We start from the raw sequence: 19,620 nt of genomic DNA, 5'->3' as shown, positions 1-19,620 counted from the left end.
GATCGGGAGGAATTGGTGGTCGAGCAGCTCCGGGCGGAGATGACCTTCGCCGGGTATCGGATCGAGCGGATGCTGGGTTCCGGTGGAATGGGCGAGGTGTACCTGGCTCACGACCGGGACCTGCCCAGGTTCGTCGCATTGAAGCTGCTCAACCGGGTGGCCAGCGATGACGACGAGACCCGGCGGCGGTTCCTGCGCGAGGCCAATATCATTGCCCGGCTCTCGCATCCGAACATCGTCACCATCTACGCCCGCGGCGAGGAGCAGGGGCAGCTGTGGCTGGCCATGGCCTATGTCGACGGATCGGACCTGTCCGCCGAACTGCTCGCCGGGCCGCTGGAGCCGCAGCGCGCGGCCGCCATCACCGCCGATGTGGCCCGGGCGCTGGACTACGCCCACGACGCGGGCGTGCTGCACCGCGACGTCAAACCCGCCAATATCCTGCTGACCGCGCAACCACGGGAATGGGCGCTGCTCAGCGACTTCGGGATCGCGCAGTCCAATCACGAGGTGCGCGGCATCACCGAGAACGGCGAGGTGATGGCCAGTTTCCAGTACACCGCGCCCGAGCGCTTCCACGGTGGGGCCCGCGTCGACCGGCGCGCCGACGTCTACTCTTTGGGCTGCACGCTGTTCGAAATGCTCACCGGCGCACCGCCCTACGCCGACTCGGATCTGCCGCGCCTGATCTACGGGCACGTCAGCGCGGCGGTGCCGTCGGTGCGCGCGCTCAACCCGGCGCTGCCCGCGGCCCTGGACCCCATCCTGGCCCGCGCCATGGCCAAGAACCCCGGCCACCGATTCGCCACCTGCACAGAGCTATCCGCCGCGGTGACCGAGGCACTGGCAGCGCCGCGCTCACGCACGGCTGTCCCACCTCCCCGAGAGGACGGCAGGCGCAGCGCAATCCCGGTGTCGAGGGAGAGCGGCAGGCGCGGCGCGATCGCGGTGTCCCGGGACGGCCGCCGCAGCGCCGTCCCCGTGACCCGGGAAAGCGGTCGGCACAGCGCGATCCTGCCGTCCGGATCCGGGGCGAAATCCCGTCTCCCGCTGGTGCTGCTGGCCGTCGCGGTGGCCACCGGGGCCGTCGCCGCCGCGGTCGCCCTGATCTCCTCGCTCACGGGTTCGAGCGACCATTCGAACGCCCTGCTGACCACCACCGGCGCCCGCGTCACCCCGAGGGCCGCCACGACGACCACACCCGCCTCGGTCAGCGCCTCGGCGGGCATCGCCGCCGACGGCTGCCCGTCGCGCCGCACCCCCGACGCGGTCTCCGGCATCGACGTCGGCAGCACCGCCACCGGCCCCGACGCCATCCTCGGCTTCCAGTACGCCTACTACGTGCTGCGATCCGGCACCGCCGCACGCCGATTCGTCGCCGACGACTCCGCCAGCGTGGCCGACGCACCGAAGATCCAGACCGGTATCGATTCCGTCCCCGCCGGTACCCGCTACTGCGTCCAGGTCACCCGGATCGCCCCCGCCGACGACGACCACTGGTCGGTGAAGATCACCCAGCAGCCGCCGGGCCAACTCCCCGACGTCTTCACCCAGACCGTCACCACCCGCACCGACGCCGGCCGCACGCTCATCACCTCGATCGACGAATAGCTCCGTTTCACTCGGAGGGTGGGTGTGCTGCCGTGCTGCTAGGGTGCGAAGCGTTGACTCGATCGGCATGACTCGGGCGGGTCGATGAAAGATGTTCATCGATAAGGAGTTTCGGGCTTGGAGACGACAGGCGCGTGGGGCGGTTTCTCGGGGACGTCGGAGGGATGTCCGATACGCGGGGGATCGCACGGCGGGGGAGCCGAGCCCCGGATCCTTTTGGGCACACCGGAATTCGCGGCCGATCCGCACGGGGCGTACCGGCAGATGCGCCGGACGCACGGGTCGATGGTGCCGATCGAGCTCTCGCCGGGAGTGCCCGCGACGCTGGTGGTGAACTATCGGACGGCGCTGCGGATTCTCAATGACCCCGAACACTTTCCGGCCGATCCGCGGATCTGGCAGGAGAGCATTCCGGAGGATTCGCCGATCCGGCCCATGATGCAGTGGTACCCGAACGCGCTGCGCAACTCGGGGGCCGAGCACGTGCGCTACCGGCAGGCCTACACCACCGCCATCGACGGGATCGATCTGCACGCGGTGCACGCCACGGTCGAACGCATCGCCGAACCGCTCATCGCGGGGATCGCGGCCGAGGGCGGGGCGGACCTGTTGTCGCAGTACGCATTGCCGCTGGTGTTCGAGGTGCTCAACCAATTGGTGGGCTGCTCGGCCGATATCGGTCAGCGGGTGGCCACCGGCATGGCGGCATTGTTCGACACCGTGAACGCGGCCTGGGGCATGCAGACCCTCGGCGAGGCGCTGCTCGAGCTGATCGCCCTGCGGCGTGCCGAGCCCGGGGACGACGTCACCTCCCGAATGGCGCATCACGCCGCGAATCTCAATGACGAGGAGATGCTGTACCAGCTGGTCAGCTTCTACGGCGCGGGTATCGAGCCGATGCAGAACCTGATCAGCAACACCCTGCTGCTGATGCTCACCGACGAACGCTTCGGCGGAGACATGCTGGGCGGCAGCCTCTCCACCCGCGACGCCCTGGACGAGGTCCTCTTCAACGACCCGCCGATGGCCAACTTCGCCATCAGCTACCCGCGTCAGCCCGTCCTCATCGACACCACCTGGCTGCCCGCGCACCAGCCGGTCATGATCAGCCTCGCCGCCTGCAACAACGATCCGGAGATCGCGGGCGGCGACCGCACCGGCAACCGCTCACATCTGGCCTGGAGCGCGGGCCCGCACGCCTGCCCCGCTCGATCGGTGGCCTACCTGGTCGCCCAGACCGCGATCGACGAACTGCTCGACGCGCTGCCCGATCTGCGCCTGGCCGTGCCGAAACCCGAAATCTCCTGGCGTCCAGGACCGTTCCACCGCGCCATGGTGGCACTGCCCGTCGAATTCCCGATCAGCCCCGCGCTACGCGCGGTCTAAGGAGCGTTACATGTCCGACAGCCCGATCGTGCTGGATGTCACCGGTACCGACATCCAAGGCGAGTCCGCCAGGATCCGCGCACAGGGCCCCATCGCGCTGGTCGAGCTGCCCGGTGGCGTCCCGGCCTGGTCGGTTACCGATCAGGCCGTCCTCAAGAGCCTGCTCGCCGATTCGCGCGTCTCCAAGGACCCGCGCCAGCACTGGTCCGCCTTCCTGAACGGCGAGATCACCGAGGCCTGGCCGCTGCTGCCGTGGGTGATCGCGGAGAACATGTTCACCGCCTACGGCGCCGATCACCGCAGGCTGCGAAAGCTGGTGTCCCCGGCCTTCACCCACCGCCGCACCACCGCCATGCGCGAGCGCATCGAGGCCATTGTCGCCGAACTGCTCGACGAGCTGGCGGCGCTTCCGGCGGGCTCGCCGGTGGACCTGCGCTCGCTGTTCGCCTACCCGGTGCCGATCAGCGTGATCTCGAGCCTGATGGGGGTGCCCGAACATCTCGACGCCGCCATCCACAAGTGTGTCGACGGCTTCTTCGACGGTTCGCTGACCGCCGAGGAGTCCATGGCCAACTACATCGAGATGGGGGAGCGCATCGGCGAACTCGTCGCCTACCGCCGTGACAACCCCGGCGACGACATCACCTCCGCCATGATCGCCGAACGCGATGACGAGGACGGGTCGCAGCTGAGCGAGCCGGAGCTGGTCGCCACGCTCATGCTCGTCATCAATGCCGGGCACGAGACCACCGTGAACCGGCTCGGCCAGGCCGTGGTCGCGCTGCTCACCCATCCCGAGCAGCTGGCCGACGTGCTCGCCGAGCGGGCCTCGTGGAGCGACGTGATCGAGGAGACCCTGCGCTACCAGGCCCCGGTCGCGCACCTGCCGCTGCGATATGCGGTGGAGGACATCGAGATCGACGGTTTCACCATCCCCAAGGGCGAGGCGATTCTGGCCTCCTACGCGGGTGCGAGCCGCGACCCGAAGATCCACGGGGAGACCGCCGACGCGTTCGACATCCACCGCGACACCAAGGACCAGCACGTGGCCTTCGGGCACGGCGCGCACCACTGCCTGGGCGCGCCGCTGGCCCGGCTGGAGGCCGCCATCGCGCTGCCCGCGCTGTTCGAGCGGTTCCCGAACCTGCGGCTGGCCACGGACGCAACGGAATTGACGCCGCTGGGCAGCTTCATCTCCAACGGGCACGCCAGCCTGCCGGTGTTCCTGGCCGCCGAATAGTCGACGGGACGCGGGCCGGTGTGACAACCGGCCCGCGGTACCGGTCGGCCCGAATCGGGGTTCGGTCAGGCCATATTGATCGGCGGTCGCACCGTTCCGAATCCGGTGGCCTGTTCGAAGGCATGACCCACCTCGAGGACCAACCGGTCGGCTCTATGTGGTCCGACGATCTGGAGACCGACCGGCAGCCAGGCCGTGGTGAACCCGCCGGGCACCGACAGCGCCGGACAGCCGGTGGCACTGATGAGATACGCCGACCGCATCCAATCCAGATACGTGTGCATCGGATCGCCCGCGATCTCCCGCGGATACTCGAGGTCCACATCGAACGGCGGCACCTGGCTGACCGGCAGCAGCAGAATGTCGTAGCGCTCGAAGAACTCCCGGACCCGGTGCAACAGAATCGTGTGCAGCGCTTCGGCTTCGGCGATATCCGCGCTTGTCAGGCCCAGACCCTGCTCGATATTCCGGACCAGATCGGGCCTGATCCGATCCCGGTGGGCCAGCAGGGGGCCGAGCTCGAGCCCGAACCGCCACGCGCGCAGCGTGCGGAAGACCTCCTCTGCTCCCGACAGATCCGGGCAGTCCTCGCCCACGATCGCGCCGAGATCGAAGAACACCCGCACCGCCGGTTCCAGCACGTCCCGCACCGCGCGCTCGACGGGCACCGCGCCGCCCAGATCCGGTGACCACGCCACCCGCAGCCCGCGCAGGTCGCGATCGAGCGGACCCGAGAACACCGATCCCGGTTCCGCGACCGCGGCGGGGCTGCGCGGATCCGGCCCGGCCAGCACCGACAGCAGCAGCGCCGCGTCGGCGACCGTGCGCGCCATCGGTCCCTGCACGGCCAGCGTCGATCCAGCGGGCGGATCCGGCAGGCCGGGCACCCGCCCCGGCGACGGACGGAAACCGACCACATTGCAGAACGAGGCCGGATTGCGCAGGGAGCCACCCATATCGCTGCCATCGGCGAGCGGCTGCATGCCGCAGGCCAGCGCGGCCGCCGCGCCACCGCTGCTGCCGCCCGCCGACTTGCCCAGGTCGTACGGATTGCGCGTGGCCCCGAAGACCGGGTTGACCGTGTGCGAGCCCGCCGCGAACTCCGGCACATTGGTCTTGCCCAGGGTGATGACCCCGGCCGCCTTCAGCCGTTCGATCACCAGCTCGTCGCGCTCGGGGACGTTGTCGGCCAGCAGCGGGCTGCCGTAGGTGGTGCGGATTCCGGCGGTGTCGTGGGTGTCCTTGTGCGCCATCGGAATCCCGTGCAGGGGTCCGGGCTCCGCCCCGGCCGCGAGCCTCCGGTCCGCGGCGCGGGCGGCGGCCAGTGCCTGCTCGGCCACCAGCGTGACAATGGCGTTGACCTTGGGATTCAGTCGGTCGATCCGGTCCAGGTGGGCGCGCACCACCTCCACCGCGGACAGGTCTCCCGCGCGCAGCCACCCGGCCAGCTCCCGCGCCGAGGCATAACAGAGATCGGAATCCACAGGCGCTCCTCATCATTCGGACGCGGATCCATCGTCCTCCGTCACGCCTGCCGCCGCGAGCGCAATCGCCGGGCCGACACTCGCAATCGCCCGGGCGACGAGCGTGATCACCGGGGGCACGGGACTCGCCGCGCGGTGCGGTGGTCCCGCCGGACCCGGTCCGGGGCTGGACCATGGAGGGCAGCGGTGTGATCGGGGCCGCGTGTCTTTCTCGGTGTGTCCAGTGATTCACGACCGAAGCCCAGGAGGAGCGAAACCCATGGTCAGCATTCGATTACCGCGGCGCGCGACGGGCGTCGCCGCGATCTTCACGGTGGTGAGCGCGGCGGGGTTGCTCACCGCCGCACCGGCCTCGGCGGCCAATACGATCACCGTCGATTCGGCGGGACCCGCGGCCGTCGGCATCGACTACACCTGCGAGTCCGGCGCGGGCGTCGCCGGTATCGACGCCATGGTGGGCGATCCGAACGCCGAAGGCCCCGCCGCCACCGGCAGTCAGACCGCCGTCACCTGCGACGGTTCCCAGCACACCGCGACCATCGCGCTCACCGCCGTCGCGGGTCAACCGCCGCTGGCTTCGGGGGCGCCGGTGCAGGTCCGGGTCGCCCTGGTCGACAAGTCCGAGACCGTGGTCGCGGGCACCGCGAAGCTGCTCACGCTGAGCTGAACCCCGCCGTGCGCAAGCTGTTCGCTGTCCGACGGCATTCGGAAACCTCCCGTTAGAAGCCGGGTGCCAGACTGCCGCCGCGCCCGGCCGACAGCCGGCCGGGCCGCGGACGGCGGATGCCGCCCGACGATCAGCCGCCCGGGTCGTGTCACGGGCGGCACAGCAGAACCAGGACCCCGAACGTGCGATACCGCTCGATCATGTGCAGCGTGGCAGTACTGCCGGCGGCCGCACTCGTCGCCCTGTCCGCGACACCGTTCGACCTGCCCGCGGCCGCCGAACCAGATGTGATCACGTCCGGTTCGGCGACTTCGTTTGCCGCACCGGATGGTTCGGCCATTGTCGCGACCCGGGCCGTCGACGCGCGCCACCTCGAACTGACCGTCCACTCCGCCGCCATGAATATCGACTTTCCCGTCGAGGTGCAGCGCCCCGCCGACACCTCGGTCCCGCGCCCGGTCCTGTACCTGCTCAGCGGCGGCAGCGGCGGCAAGGGCGCGGCCTCCTGGGAACACCGCACCAACGCCTTCGACTTCCTGGCCGACAAGGACGTGAATGTGGTGCAGCCGATCGGCGGCGCGGCCTCCTACTACGCCGACTGGCGCACCCCGGACCCGCGGCTGGGCCTGGTGAAATGGACGACCTACCTGACCCGGGAGCTGCCGCCGCTCATCGACGCCGCGCTCGGGGCCAGCGGGGTGAACGGCCTTGTGGGCGTGTCGATGTCGGGGACCTCGGTGCTGCAATTGCCGATCGCCGCGCCGGGTCTGTACCGCTCGGTCGCGGCCTACAGCGGATGCGCGCGCATCGCCGATCCGATCGGTCAGGCGTTCGTGCGGATCACCGTCGGCTTCGGCGGCGGCGACGCGGGCAATATGTACGGTGCGCCCGCCGACCCGCAGTGGGCGGCCAACGATCCGTATCTGCACGCGGACGCGCTGCGCGGCCTGGACCTCTACCTGTCCAGCGGCAACGGCATGCCCGGCCCGCACGACGACGCCGGTGATCGCCACTTCGCCGGATCCACCGACAATCTCGCGAACCAGATCCTGGTGGGCGGCATCCTCGAGGCGGCCGTGGACCAGTGCACCCGCGAAATGGCTTCCCGCCTGGACGAACTCGGCATTCCGGTCACGGTCGCGCTGCATCCCTATGGCACCCACTCCTGGGGCTACTGGGACGACGAATTGCCCGCGTCGTGGCCCGTGCTGGCCCACGGACTCGGCGTGTAGCCGCCGTAGCGCGGTCGCGAGCGGCCCTGTGCCGGGCGGCTATTCGTCCTCGGGCGGCAATTGCTCGAGGGCCCAGCGCGCCCACTCCCGGTTCGTGGCGGTGATGCGTTCGCCGTATTCCAGTGCGATGCGGCCGTATCGGGACAGGTCGCTGTCGTTCCAGTCGATCGCCCGCTCGAGTTCGCGCAACTCCTCGTGCGCCTGATCGGAGCGCTCTTCCATGCCCGCGAGATAGGCGTGGGCCTGTTCACGGGGGATGACCCCGAGGAAGAAGATCCGCAGCAGCGCCTCGTTGCGCACCGCCTGCTTGGGCTCGGTGGTGGTCAGCCAGGTCCGCAGGTCGTCGAGGCCGGTATCGGTGAGCGTGTATTCCTTACGGCCGCGCGGCCCTTCGTCGCTGACCTCGATGAGCCCGGCATCGGCGAGCTTGGTGAGCTCGGTGTAGATCTGGCTCTGCGTGGCCGGCCAGACATTGGCCAGCGAGTGCTTGAAGGTCCGCAGCAGGTCGTACCCGCTGGCGGGACCATCGGACAGCAGTCCGAGCAGGGCGTACCGGAGACTCATGGCGACCACCCTACCTTCCAGTATTGACATGTCGTGACTGGAGGCTCAACCTTGGACATGTCAGAACTGGAATGTCATGTGCTTGACCGTCTCCACGTTGTTAGGGAATCGACCATGACCGTGCCGCACCTCACCGGCAATTACGCCCCCGGCACCGAGGAAGTCACCGCATCCGAATTGCCCTGCACCGGAACGATTCCCGAGGAGTTGACCGGTTGGTATCTGCGCAACGGCCCGAACCCGCACGCCGCGGCCTCCTCGCACTGGTTCCTCGGTGACGGAATGGTGCACGGGGTGCGGCTCGAGGGCGGGCGCGCGGTCGCGTACCGCAACCGCTGGGTGCGCACCACCACCTTCACCGACGGCACGCGCGGATTCGACGAGCACGGCAACCGGGATTACACGGCGGGCGTGGCCAATACCCACGTCATCCGCCACGCGGGGCGCACCCTCGCGCTGGTGGAATCCTCGTTCCCCTACGAATTGACCTGCGACCTGGACACTCTGGGCCCGCACGACTTCGACGGCAAGCTCACCACCGCCATGACGGCCCACCCGAAGACCTGCCCCACGACCGGCGAGCTGCACTTCTTCGGCTACAACTTCACCGAGCCGTACCTGACCTACCATCGCGCCGACGCCGCGGGCAATCTCGAACTCAGCCGCCCGATCGACGTCCCCGCCGCCACCATGCACCACGACTTCGCCCTCACCGCGAACCACGTCGTATTCATGGACCTCCCGGTGCTTTTCGACCTCCGCACCGCGATGACCGGCGGCGCCATGCCCTTCCGCTGGAGCGACACCTACCAGGCCCGCCTCGGCCTGCTGCGCCGCGACGACCCGCACGGCACGGTCCGCTGGTTCCCCATCGACCCCTGCTACATCTTCCACACCCTCAACGCCCACGACGAGGACGACCGAGTCGTGCTGCACGCCATGCGCTATCCGAGCATGTGGCGCAACGGCTCCCAGGGTTTCGACGAGGGCGCGACCCTGTGGCGCTGGACCCTCGACCTCACCACCGGTACCGTCCGCGAGGACCAGCTCGACGACCGCATCGCCGAATTCCCCCGCATCGACGACCGCCTGGCGGGCCTGGACTCCCGCTTCGGCCACGCCACCGTCTCCGAGGGCGGCGGCGCGCTGCTGCGCTACGACCTGCACACCGGCGCGAGCACCGCCCACGAGTTCGCTCCCGGCCGCATCCCGAACGAGGCGTCCTTCGCCCCCGCCGACGAAACCCCCGGCGGCACAGGCTACCTCATGTCCTACGTCTATGACGCCGCCACCGACCGCAGCGACCTGGCCATCCTCGACGTCTCCGACCTGGCATCGCCCGCACTCGCCACCATCCACCTACCCCGCCGCGTCCCCTTCGGCTTCCACGGCAACTGGCTCCCCGACGCCTGACCATTACTCGACGAATTCCGGCGCGTCGGCGGCCGGGCGACGGGAGGTGACTTTCGTCAATGCGGGGGTGGCCGGATTCCACTGTCCGCGAGCCCACCGGCGGCGCAGACTCGATTCATCCGAGCGGATTCGTCGCGAGGGAGAAGTGGGCCATGGTCCTGGTCATTGCGCTGGCCGTCGCGAGCGCGGTCCTGGTGGAAATCATGTGGTGGCGGGTCGTGGAACGGCCGCGCAAGCGGCGAGCCCGAGCGGGCGCCGAACGCCGAGCGGACCCGCGCGCCGTCGCCGCCGACCGGTTCGGGCCCCCGGATGAGGTCCGGGTGCCGCCCGAACTGACACCCGAGTGGGCCGATCGCACCCAGGTCTGGGCGGCCCTGACGATCGAGAACGCGCTGCTGGCCGATCGGGTGGCCGGGCGGCTCGACCGCCGGTCCTACCGTGAGCGCATGGTCGAGCTGGCGTGGCGGTGTGAACCCGCGCGCGGCGACCGCTGCTGAGCGCGTGCCGCGGGCACTAGTGTTTCCGGTCGGCCGCCGCATCCCCGACCAGCGCGTAAACGTCCGCGCCGTCGACGGTTTCGCGGTCCAGCAGCAGTTCGACCAGCTTTTGCAGGGCATCCCGGTGCGCCTGTAGCAGATCCACGGCCCGATGCTCGGCCTCGCGCAGCAGCCGGGCGACATCGGTGTCGATGGCGGCCTGGGTGGCCTCGGCGAACGGACGGCTCGACAGTTCCGATCCGCCGCCGCCCAGGAAGACCGAGCCGCCCCGCGGATAGCCGACCGGGCCCAGCGCCTTGGAAAGACCGAACTCGCGAACCATTTTGGTGGCCAGCTCGGTGGCCTGGGCCAGATCATTGGCCGCCCCGGTGGAGCCCTGGCCGAACACGACCAACTCCGCGGCCCGCCCGCCGAGCCGGACCGCCAGGGTGTCGGTGAGATAGTCCTGGCCGTAGAGGTGATGCTCGACCAGCGGCAGCTGTTCGGTGGTGCCGAGCGTCTGCCCGGCGGGCAGGATGGTGACCTTGGCGACCGGATCGGCGTGCGCGGACAGCGCGGCGACCAGGGCATGCCCGCTCTCGTGCACCGCCACCGCGTGCTTCTCCTCGGGCAGCAGCACATTCGAGCCTTCGCGGCGGCCGAGCAGGATGCGGTCGCGGGCGGACTCGAAGTCCGCCGCCCGGATCACCTCGCGGTCGTCGCGAACCGCGCAGATGGCGGCCTCGTTGGCGAGGTTGGCCAGATCCGCCCCGGAGAACCCGGGCGTGCCGCGTGCGATCACCTGCATGTCGACATCCGGGTCGAGATGCTTGCCGCGGCAGTGCACCGCCAGAATCGAGGCGCGTTCGTCGAGGGTGGGCAGCGGAATGGTGACCTGCCGGTCGAACCGTCCCGGCCGCAGCAGCGCCGGGTCCAGCACCTCGGGCCGATTGGTGGCAGCCAGCACCACGATGCCCACGGCCGGGTCGAATCCGTCCATCTCCGAGAGCAATTGGTTGAGGGTCTGCTCGCGTTCGTCATTGGCCACCAGCTGCGACGACCCGCCGCGGCGCGAGCCGATGGCGTCGATCTCGTCGACGAACACGATCGCCGGGGCGCGTTTGCGGGCCTCGGCGAACAGATCCCGTACCCGGGCCGCGCCGACACCGACGAACATCTCCACGAAACTCGACCCGGCCACCGACAGGAACGGGACATCGGCCTGCCCGGCGACCGCGCGCGCGAACAGGGTCTTGCCGGTGCCCGGCGGCCCGATCATCAGCACCCCGCGGGGCGCGACCGCACCCGCGCGGCGATACCGTTCGGGCGCGCGCAGGAAATCGATCACCTCGCTGATCTCGCTCTTGGCCCCGGTGTAGCCGGCGACGTCGTCGAACGTGGTACTCGGGCGCTCGGTGTCGAACACCTTCGCCTTGGACTTGCCCACCCCCATCGCGCCGCCCAACTGGCTCGCCGCGCCGCGGCCCATGCGCTGAAACCACCACAGCATCAACACGATCGGCCCGACGATCAACGCCAAGGTCAGCAACTGCGACCACCCCGAGGTGGTCGGCGGCGGCGACGCCGTGACGGCCACGCCCGCCTTCTCCAGCCGCTCCAGCAGCGCCGCACCGGCCTGCGCGGGAATGACGGTCTTGTAGTCGTGTCCATTGGTCAGCGCACCCGAGGCCTGGCCCGAGGACTCGATCGTGATCGTCTTGACCTGGTGTGCGTCGACATCGGAGAGGAACTCGCTGTAGCCGATGCTGGTCGAGGCGGACTCTGGCGTGCGCATCAGGATCGACACCAGCAGCAGCGCCACCAGCGCGGCGAACGGAATCAGCCAGATCCGCCATCCCGGGCGCTGCTGGGGTGGGGTCGCCGCCCCCCGGTTGCCCGACGGTGGTGTGCTGGCCCGTCTGCTCATCGTCTCCCGCCGTTTCCCGCGTCGTGTCACTGCCGAACATCCACCCTGTCCCGGCGGGGACCCGGCAGCTAGAGACAACTGTCGCCGGACCGGGGTCCGAAGTCCCTCGCACGGCGCGCGGTGGACCGGTCCTCTCGTCCCGAGCGCCTGCCGACCAACGCCGCTCGCGGGCGGGACCAAAGACCGCATCGGCGGCGGTCCGCGCGGCGGATCGTGAACCCCATGAACACACTTGCTGTCGTCGTCATCGTGGTCGCGGTCGTACTGGTGGTACTGGCCGGGCTGTCGATCCGAGTGGTCTTCCAGTACCAGCGGGGCGTGCTGTTCCGGCTGGGGCGGGTGGTCTCGGTGCGTGAGCCGGGGCTGAACTTCATCATTCCGGTCATCGATGATCTGAAGCGGGTCTCGATGCGCATCGTGACCATGCCGATCCAGTCCCAGGGCATCATCACCCGCGACAACGTGAGCGTGGATATCTCGGCGGTCGCCTACTTCCGGGTCGTCGACGCGCAGAAGTCGGTCGTCGTCATCGAGAACGTCTACGCCGCAATCGATCAGATCGCCCAGACCACGCTGCGCAAGGTGGTCGGCCAGCACACCCTCGACCAGACCCTGTCCGAGACCGACGCCATCAACGCCGATATCCGCACCATCCTCGACACCACCACCCTGGAATGGGGCGTCGAGGTCACCCTGGTGGAACTCAAGGACATCCAGCTGCCCGACGGCATGAAGCGGGCGATGGCCCGCCAGGCCGAGGCCGAACGCGAGAAGCGCGCGAAAATCATTGCCGCCGAAGGCGAATCGCTGGCCGCCGCGGCCCTCGGCGACGCCTCCGACACCATGATGGCCCACCCGCTGGCCCTGCAACTACGCAACCTGCAAACCCTGGTGGAACTGGGCGTGGACAAGAACACCACCGTCGTCTTCCCGGCCCCGCTGATGAGCGCCATCAGCGACATCGGCGGCTTCTTCGCCCGCGAGGCCGCCGCCGTCTCGACCACCACCCAACCGGCGGCCACACCGATCCACGCCCCCGCCGATATCCGCAACGGAATCCCCCTCACCGGCGCGATCGACGCCACAGCGTGAATCCGCAGCATCGGCCGAAGCTGGGCAAATCCGGGATGCGGGCCGGTCGTGGCCCACATCCCACGCCCTGACCTCGGGGTCTGCCGGACTTGCAGTAAAATCGGTGGTTCTTGTGCGTTCATGCGACGCACAATCGCTCAGTTACTGATCAGCCACCTGCTGCACCCGAGGAGACGCTTGTGATCACCGCGACCGACCTGGAGGTCCGGGCCGGAGTCCGCACCCTGCTGACGGCGCCGGGGTCGGCGCTGCGGGTGCAGTCCGGTGACCGGATCGGGCTGGTGGGCCGCAATGGCGCGGGCAAGACCACGACGCTGCGGATTCTGGCCGGTGAGGGGGAACCTTACGCGGGCAAGGTCATCCGTTCGGGTGAATTGGGTTATCTGCCGCAGGATCCGAAGGAGGGCAACCTCGACATCCTCGCCAAGGATCGGGTGCTCTCGGCGCGCGGGCTCGACACGCTGCTGCGCGAGATGGAGAAGCAGCAGGCGCTGATGGCCGAGGTCGCCGATGAGAACGAGCGCGACAAGGCCATTCGCAAGTACGGGCGGCTCGAGGAGCGGTTCTCGGCGCTGGGCGGCTATGTGGCCGAGAGCGAGGCCGCGCGGATCTGCAACAGCCTGGCCCTGCCCGATCGGGTGCTGAACCAGCAGCTGCGCACCCTCTCCGGTGGTCAGCGCCGCCGAATCGAGTTGGCGCGCATCCTGTTCAGCGCCTCCGACGGCAGCGGCGGCAAGTCCGACACCACCCTGCTGCTCGACGAGCCCACCAACCACCTCGACGCGGACTCCATCAACTGGCTGCGCGGGTTCCTGCAGAGCCACGACGGCGGGCTCATCGTCATCTCCCACGATGTGGAGCTGCTGGGCGACGTGGTCAACAAGGTGTGGTTCCTGGACGCGGTGCGCGGCGAGGCCGACATCTACAACATGGGCTGGAAGAAGTACCTCGACGCCCGCGCCACCGACGAGCAGCGCCGGGTGCGCGAGCGCGCCAATGCCGAGAAGAAGGCCTCCGCGCTCAAGCAGCAGGCCGCCAAGCTCGGCGCCAAGGCCACCAAAGCCGCTGCGGCACACCAGATGGTCAAGCGCGCCGAGCGCATGCTGGCCGAGGCCGACGACATCCGCGTGGCCGACAAGGTGGCGCGCATCAAGTTCCCCGAGCCCGCGCCCTGCGGCAAGACGCCGCTGATGGCCACCAATCTGACCAAGCTCTACGGGTCGCTCGAGATCTTCACCGGCGTGAACCTGGCCATCGACAAGGGCAGCCGGGTGGTGATCCTGGGCCTCAACGGTGCCGGTAAGACCACCATGCTGCGCCTGCTGGCCGGGGTGGAGACCCTGACCGCCGGGCAGATCGACCCGGGCCGCGGCCTGAAGATCGGCTACTTCGCCCAGGAACACGACACCCTCGACGACCAGGCGACGGTGTGGGAGAACATCCGCCACGCCGCCCCCGACGCGGGCGAGCAGGACCTGCGCGGTCTGCTCGGCGCGTTCATGTTCTCCGGCCCGCAGCTCGAACAGCCCGCGGGCACGCTCTCCGGCGGTGAGAAGACCCGTCTGGCCCTGGCCGGTCTGGTGTCCTCGGCCGCGAACGTGCTGTTGCTCGACGAGCCCACCAACAACCTCGACCCGGTCTCGCGCGAACAGGTGCTCGACGCCCTGCGCAGTTACGCGGGCGCGGTCGTGCTGGTCACCCACGACCCGGGCGCGGCCGAGGCGCTCAACCCGGAGCGGGTCATCATGTTGCCCGACGGCACCGAGGACCACTGGTCGCAGGACTACCTGGAACTCATTCAGCTGGCGTGAGATTCGTCCTCCCCCAGGGGAGCTGATCGCACCGCGTGTCAAACCCGAAGCGCTGGAGCGGGATCGGAACCGAGGACTCGGTTCGTGACCGCTGCCAGCGCTTTCGTGTCCGGTCCGGAGTCTCGACCCGGCCCCGGCAGCCCGCTCGGGACCGTCGGATCGGGCCGCCGAATCCCCCTCGCCGTACCCGATTCGCGAAAGTCGGTGATTCACATCACACCGTTTCGTTGATCACAGGCAGCGGAGTCTCTAACCTGGAATGAGGCGCCCACGGCGACTCGGAGGATAGCCATGAGTGACAGGCCCGCACAGGGTAAGGCCGTATTGGGTAAAGGCACGCGCGTCACCGGGAAATCCCGCGATCGCCTGCAATCCCAGCTCAAGAAGCAGTACGAGGCCGGAGCGAGTATCCGGTCGCTGGCCCGGGAGACCGGCAGGTCGTACGGCTTCATCCACAACGTGCTCGTGGAGTCGCATGTGCAACTCCGCAGCCGGGGTGGCGCGAACCGCCGCAAGGCCGCCAAGGCCGGCAAGTAGCGTCGCTTCCCGTCCGGGGGAGTGGATTGCGGGGTCTCGACCGGCGAAAGCCGGTCGACGACTTGCGATTTCGTACTGCTCGCGGTGACGCGCGGCCCTGCTACGGGATCACGGTCCCGTCGCCGAGTACCAGCAGGTTTGCGAGGCTCTGGAAGATCGGCAGACCGGTCTTGATTTCGAGATAGGCGAACTGCCCCTGGGGGTTCACCTCCAGGAAGTAGAACTCGCCGTCGAGGCCGACGCGCAGATCGAGCACGCCGAAAGCCAGACCCAGCGCGCCCATGAGGGTGGTGAGCGACTTGCTCACCGAGGCGGGCAGGCGATCGGCGGTGAAGGCCACCGAGGTGTCCAGCCGCGAATCCACCCGTCCCACACCGGCTTGCGAGTCGATGCGCACCACCCACTCGATGCCGTCCACCCAGACGATGCGCAGATCGCTCTCGGCGTGGATGTAGTCCTGGAAGATGGTGGGGGAGTTGCGGATCGTGGAGAGCCGGTCGAAATCGGCGGGGGCGAAGAGCCGGGTCTCGGTGAATGCTCCGCGGCCGGTGCCGATGCGCTTGTAAACCACTGGCCCGGGCCGGGATTGGATGAACGCCACGGCTTCGTCGGGATCATTGGTGACCAGGGTCTCGGGCACCGCGAAACCGGCCCGGTAGGCGGTCTCCAGCTGCACGATCTTGCGCCCGGCGGTGCGGTCGGCTCCCGGGTCGTTGACCCACAGGGCTGGAACCGACCACAGCAGCCCCTGTAGGAAGCCGTCGCATTCGGCGCGGCGGTAGATGTCGTCCTCTTCGGTCAGACCGGCCGGTACCGCGCAGGGGTGCGGGCGCCGCCACCACACCGAGGTGACATCTTCGAGGCCGAAGACGTGGGACAGGCTGCGGTAGGAGCCCTCCATGCCCAGCCGGAAAGTGCCGTTCTCGCGCGGGAAGTCGCGCATGTCGAGGCGAATCGGGTTGTGCCCGTGATATTTCCGCAGTGTGGCGGCGAGGGCGTCGCCGTGGAGGTCCTCGGCCTCGGTGACGATGAGCACCGAACCCATGGTGCGGGCGGACATACGCGCCCCGTCAGTCCAGGCTGTCGCAGGCGATGCCGTCGTCGCTGCCGTGGTGCGACCGGGTCTGGCAGCAGGTCATGGTGGCCCCGCCGACCCCGGTAGCAGTGGTGAGATCCAGCCCGCGAGCCCAGATTTCGGTGAGCCTGCCCAGTTCGTCGTCACCGCGGGCGGGACTGTGGTCCGGCGCCAGGGTGAGCGGGCGATCGGTGAGCTCCACGCGGCGGCGCTGCGTGAAATCGGCGGTGGCGCCGGACCGCACGCGCACCAGCACCGGGCGGCCCTCACAGCTGCCCGCGGCCGCGGCGTCCCACCGGGTGATGTCGAGAACATCGGTGCGGTGGAAGGTCCAGGTGCCGTCGCCGACCCGCACGCTGATACTTCGCTCGGTGGCTGCGACAAGATAGCCGGGTAGCGGTGGCGAGGTGCTCGCGAGGGCTGTCGATCCGGTTCGGTGCAGGGCACCGGTCATGCTGAACTCCGATCTGCTCGGGATTTGCTGCGGGGCCGAGCGTGACCTGAATCATATCCCGCGCCGCACCGGAATCGGTCCGCAACGAAAGATTTCAGCTACCCCGGCAAACTCCGCCGGGGTTTCGGAAACTGCTCCCGCCGAAAGATTTTCGCTGATAAAACGAGGCGGGGGCGGTTGGGTGACCGTTGTTCAGAGACCCAGCAGGTCCGGCGATTCGGCAATGGCACGCAGCGCCGCACCGGGATCCGCAATCAGTTTGCGGGCCCGGAGATCGAGAATGCCGGAGACGACATCGATCTGCGCCGACACCGTCCCGTCCAGTTTCAGCAGCTGCTGGTGCATTTTGAAGATCTTGCCCCCGGTCCACTCGAACTCGCAGGTCACGGTGATCTCGTCACCGAGATGCAGTTCCCGCTGGTACTTGATGGTCTGCTCCAGCACCACCGGCCCGATGCCCGCCGCCACCAGCTTCTCGCCCGGCAGGCCGCCCGCCCGCAGCAATTCCCACCGCGCGTGCTCGGCGTACTGCAGATAGACCGCTTGATTCAGATGCCCGTTGATATCGAGCTCGTAGCCGCGAACGGTGATGGGGACGGAGAAGGCCATGAAACTGCCAACCCGTCCGGCGCGGGGGATCATTCCGCATTTTCAGTGGTCTGCGGCACACCGGCCCGCGACTGCGGGGCTATCGGCGGGTCCAGGGCCGCGTGGTTGTCCGCGTGTCCGGTTGCCATGCCACCCTCGAGCCCGTGCCCAGCGGACGGCGAGACGATGCCCCCCGGGGTGAGATCGGCGGGGTGGGGTGCGCGGTTCTGGTGGGACGGCGCACGCGCGGGGGCGAAGGCGCAATCGGCGGTGAGCCAGCTCTTCGCCCCCGGGTCGCCTGATATTGCGGGTGTGTGCAGCCCGCTCAGGCGCGATTGGCGTTGCGCTCGGCCCACCACCGCGGCGCTTCGATGAAGTGATTGTCGTAGTCCTGCTGTGCCGCATCGAATTCGGCGGGTGTGGTCCGGCCGGTGGCCAGGCGCTCCAGGAACCGGAAGTAGCCGTGGCGTTCGACGCCGGGCATGAGGGCGATGAGGATGCGGGCCGGGCTGTCCGGGGCCGCGCCGAAGGCGTGCGGCATGAACTTGGGGACCACGATGGTCCCGCCCGCGCCGACGGTGACGATCTTCTCCCCGGCCATGACCTGCAGTTCGCCGTCGGCGACATAGAACAGCTCATCGGAGAGGGTGTGGTAGTGCGGGGTCGCGCCGTCCGCGCCGCGGGCCATGGTGACCTCGACGGTGCTGACCGAGCCGCCCGCCTCGTTGGAGTCGATGAGCAGCCGCACCGACACCGGGTCGCCGCCGATGATCTCGGCGTCCTGCGGCTGGCGGATCGCGGCGGTGCGGGTGGTGGTGTTCATGACTACTCCAAACTATTCGCTACTTGATAATTCGCTACCGAACTATATGGCATCGAATAGAGTGCTGTCCATGGGTGACGCGAAGATCGATCCGGTGGACCGGATCCGGGAGCAGTGGCAGCGCGAGCGGCCGGACCTGAACGGCGAGGCCATGGCCATTCTCGGCCGCCTCGGCAGGCTCACGATGGTGGCGACCGAACGGATCGAATCCGTCTTCACCGCACACGGTTTGCAGCGCGGCGAGTTCGATGTCCTGGCGGCGCTGCGCCGTTCGGGCGACCCCTACGAGCTCAACCCCTCGCACCTGGCCGACACCCTGATGATGTCCCGGGCGGGCATGACCGGCCGCCTGGACCGCCTCGAGAAAGCGGGCCTGGTCCGCCGCATGGCCGACGCGGGCGACCGCCGCGCCGTCAAGGTCGCCCTCACCGACCGCGGCCTGCACCTCATCGACATCGTCGTCACCGCCCACTTCGAGAACGAAACCCGCATCCTCTCCGCGCTTTCCGAGCAGGACCGCGCCCACCTCGACCGCATCGCCCGCCTGCTGCTGGCAGACCTCGAGCAGGCGGACTGACGGCGCGCGAACGCCGAAAATGGTTGGTGGCCGGGCCCGCCCGCGGGCTAACGTCCCGCGGTGTGACAGGGAAATTCGAGATCAGGGCAGATTATGACCGCGACACCATCGTGGTCTATCAGGCGTACGCACCCGCGATCGCCGAGGCGGCGGTGGCGGCACAGCGCTTCGTCCCGCCCTTCTCGACCAACCGGATGACCTGGATCAAGCCGTCGTTCCGCTGGCTCATGCAACGCAGCGGCTGGGGCCGCAAATCCGGCCAGGAGCGCATTCTCGCGGTGCGCATCACCCGCGCGGGCTGAAAGGAGGCCCTCGCCGACGCGGTCCTCACCAGCCCCGAACGCCGCGTCTATGCCGGAAACGAACAGTGGCGCAGCCTGTTCGCCCACGCGGTCGTGCACGTCCAATGGGACCCGGAGTACTCGCTGCGCGGAGCGAAACTCGACCACCGCAGCATTCAGGTGGGTCTGTCGCGACACATCATCGACCGCTATGTCGACGACTGGACCGTGGAAATCCGCGACCTCACGCCCAAGGTTCACGCCATGTCCGCGCATCTGCGGAGCGGGCACGCCGACCGCGCTCGCGCGCTGCTGCCGCCGGAGCGGCCGTATCCCCTCGGTGCCGACCTCGCGAAAAGGATCGGCGCCGTCGCGGGTTGAC

Annotated in this window: 18 protein-coding genes and 1 pseudogene; 12 read left to right on the top strand and 7 right to left on the bottom strand. The window is 69.0% G+C overall.

The genetic code is table 11. From position 1 onward, the window contains the following. The first annotated feature begins 15 nt into the window (after positions 1–15). The 3 genes from NS2_RS09525 (at position 16) to NS2_RS09515 (ending at position 4,237) form a co-directional block, all read left to right on the top strand. Entirely contained in the window at positions 16–1,611 is a 1,596-nt protein-coding gene (locus NS2_RS09525; RefSeq protein ID WP_143161312.1) for a serine/threonine-protein kinase, read from the top strand. Between the two features lie 171 nt (positions 1,612–1,782). Continuing rightward, positions 1,783–2,997 (top strand): cytochrome P450, encoded by a 1,215-nt coding sequence (locus NS2_RS09520; RefSeq protein ID WP_162836604.1) that lies wholly within the window; start codon positions 1,783–1,785, stop codon positions 2,995–2,997. Positions 2,998–3,007: 10 nt separating this feature from the next. Further along, positions 3,008–4,237, top strand: a complete 1,230-nt coding sequence (locus NS2_RS09515) for a cytochrome P450 family protein (protein ID WP_033087051.1) — start codon at positions 3,008–3,010, stop codon at positions 4,235–4,237. A 65-nt stretch (positions 4,238–4,302) separates the two neighbouring features. Here the strand turns inward: NS2_RS09515 and NS2_RS09510 are convergent, their stop codons facing one another. Beyond that, positions 4,303–5,721 (bottom strand): amidase, encoded by a 1,419-nt coding sequence (locus NS2_RS09510; protein ID WP_033087052.1) that lies wholly within the window; start codon positions 5,719–5,721, stop codon positions 4,303–4,305. A 259-nt stretch (positions 5,722–5,980) separates the two neighbouring features. On the opposite strand from NS2_RS09510, the gene NS2_RS09505 reads away from it, so the two are divergent. Both NS2_RS09505 and NS2_RS09500 read left to right on the top strand, forming a co-directional pair. After that, positions 5,981–6,388 carry a hypothetical protein gene (locus NS2_RS09505; RefSeq protein ID WP_033087053.1) on the top strand — a complete coding sequence of 136 codons (408 nt, stop codon included), beginning with the start codon at positions 5,981–5,983 and terminating at the stop codon, positions 6,386–6,388. A gap of 200 nt (positions 6,389–6,588) precedes the next feature. Further along, positions 6,589–7,620 (top strand): alpha/beta hydrolase, encoded by a 1,032-nt coding sequence (locus tag NS2_RS09500; RefSeq protein ID WP_033087054.1) that lies wholly within the window; start codon positions 6,589–6,591, stop codon positions 7,618–7,620. 39 nt (positions 7,621–7,659) lie between these two features. Here the strand turns inward: NS2_RS09500 and NS2_RS09495 are convergent, their stop codons facing one another. Continuing rightward, positions 7,660–8,184, bottom strand: a complete 525-nt coding sequence (locus NS2_RS09495; RefSeq protein WP_033087097.1) for a PadR family transcriptional regulator — start codon at positions 8,182–8,184, stop codon at positions 7,660–7,662. A gap of 114 nt (positions 8,185–8,298) precedes the next feature. Here NS2_RS09495 and NS2_RS09490 point away from each other — a divergent pair, with 114 nt between their 5' ends. Next, complete coding sequence (locus NS2_RS09490) at positions 8,299–9,597, top strand: carotenoid oxygenase family protein (RefSeq protein WP_033087055.1); 1,299 nt, start codon at positions 8,299–8,301, stop codon at positions 9,595–9,597. 152 nt (positions 9,598–9,749) lie between these two features. Beyond that, entirely contained in the window at positions 9,750–10,094 is a 345-nt protein-coding gene (locus NS2_RS09485) for a hypothetical protein (protein WP_106852350.1), read from the top strand. Between the two features lie 16 nt (positions 10,095–10,110). Here NS2_RS09485 and ftsH read toward each other — a convergent pair whose 3' ends face one another. After that, complete coding sequence (gene ftsH / locus NS2_RS09480) at positions 10,111–12,000, bottom strand: ATP-dependent zinc metalloprotease FtsH (protein WP_045437631.1); 1,890 nt, start codon at positions 11,998–12,000, stop codon at positions 10,111–10,113. A gap of 222 nt (positions 12,001–12,222) precedes the next feature. Here ftsH and NS2_RS09475 point away from each other — a divergent pair, with 222 nt between their 5' ends. The 3 genes from NS2_RS09475 to NS2_RS09465 all read left to right on the top strand — a co-directional run bounded on the left by NS2_RS09475 (position 12,223) and on the right by NS2_RS09465 (position 15,440). Beyond that, positions 12,223–13,092, top strand: coding sequence for a slipin family protein (locus NS2_RS09475; RefSeq protein ID WP_033087057.1), 870 nt, complete (start codon positions 12,223–12,225; stop codon positions 13,090–13,092). Positions 13,093–13,271: 179 nt separating this feature from the next. Continuing rightward, positions 13,272–14,903: an ABC-F family ATP-binding cassette domain-containing protein gene (locus tag NS2_RS09470; protein WP_147207129.1), complete on the top strand. Its 1,632-nt coding sequence runs from the start codon at positions 13,272–13,274 to the stop codon at positions 14,901–14,903. 291 nt (positions 14,904–15,194) lie between these two features. Then, on the top strand, positions 15,195–15,440 hold the full coding sequence (locus tag NS2_RS09465) for a helix-turn-helix domain-containing protein (protein WP_033087059.1): 246 nt from the start codon (positions 15,195–15,197) through the stop codon (positions 15,438–15,440). A gap of 100 nt (positions 15,441–15,540) precedes the next feature. Here the strand turns inward: NS2_RS09465 and NS2_RS09460 are convergent, their stop codons facing one another. From NS2_RS09460 to NS2_RS09445, 4 genes are all read right to left on the bottom strand, one after another. After that, positions 15,541–16,500, bottom strand: a complete 960-nt coding sequence (locus NS2_RS09460) for an MvdC/MvdD family ATP grasp protein (protein WP_033087060.1) — start codon at positions 16,498–16,500, stop codon at positions 15,541–15,543. A gap of 10 nt (positions 16,501–16,510) precedes the next feature. After that, the gene (locus NS2_RS09455; RefSeq protein ID WP_033087061.1) at positions 16,511–16,969 is read right to left on the bottom strand and encodes a hypothetical protein; all 459 of its coding nucleotides are present in this window, start codon (positions 16,967–16,969) and stop codon (positions 16,511–16,513) included. A 192-nt stretch (positions 16,970–17,161) separates the two neighbouring features. Beyond that, positions 17,162–17,578 carry an acyl-CoA thioesterase gene (locus tag NS2_RS09450; protein WP_033087099.1) on the bottom strand — a complete coding sequence of 139 codons (417 nt, stop codon included), beginning with the start codon at positions 17,576–17,578 and terminating at the stop codon, positions 17,162–17,164. A 304-nt stretch (positions 17,579–17,882) separates the two neighbouring features. Next, the gene (locus NS2_RS09445; RefSeq protein ID WP_033087062.1) at positions 17,883–18,380 is read right to left on the bottom strand and encodes a cupin domain-containing protein; all 498 of its coding nucleotides are present in this window, start codon (positions 18,378–18,380) and stop codon (positions 17,883–17,885) included. Positions 18,381–18,450: 70 nt separating this feature from the next. On the opposite strand from NS2_RS09445, the gene NS2_RS09440 reads away from it, so the two are divergent. Together NS2_RS09440 and NS2_RS37315 are read left to right on the top strand one after the other, a co-directional pair. Further along, a complete protein-coding gene (locus NS2_RS09440; protein ID WP_033087100.1) occupies positions 18,451–18,957 on the top strand; it encodes a MarR family winged helix-turn-helix transcriptional regulator in 507 nt (168 codons plus the stop codon). Between the two features lie 26 nt (positions 18,958–18,983). Then, positions 18,984–19,619, top strand: a pseudogene (locus NS2_RS37315) (DUF4291 domain-containing protein). Position 19,620: the final 1 nt, after the last annotated feature.

The organism is Nocardia seriolae NBRC 15557 (assembly GCF_007990715.1).
Lineage (GTDB): Bacteria > Actinomycetota > Actinomycetes > Mycobacteriales > Mycobacteriaceae > Nocardia > Nocardia seriolae.
This window is presented reverse-complemented; position numbering and strand designations above follow the sequence as displayed.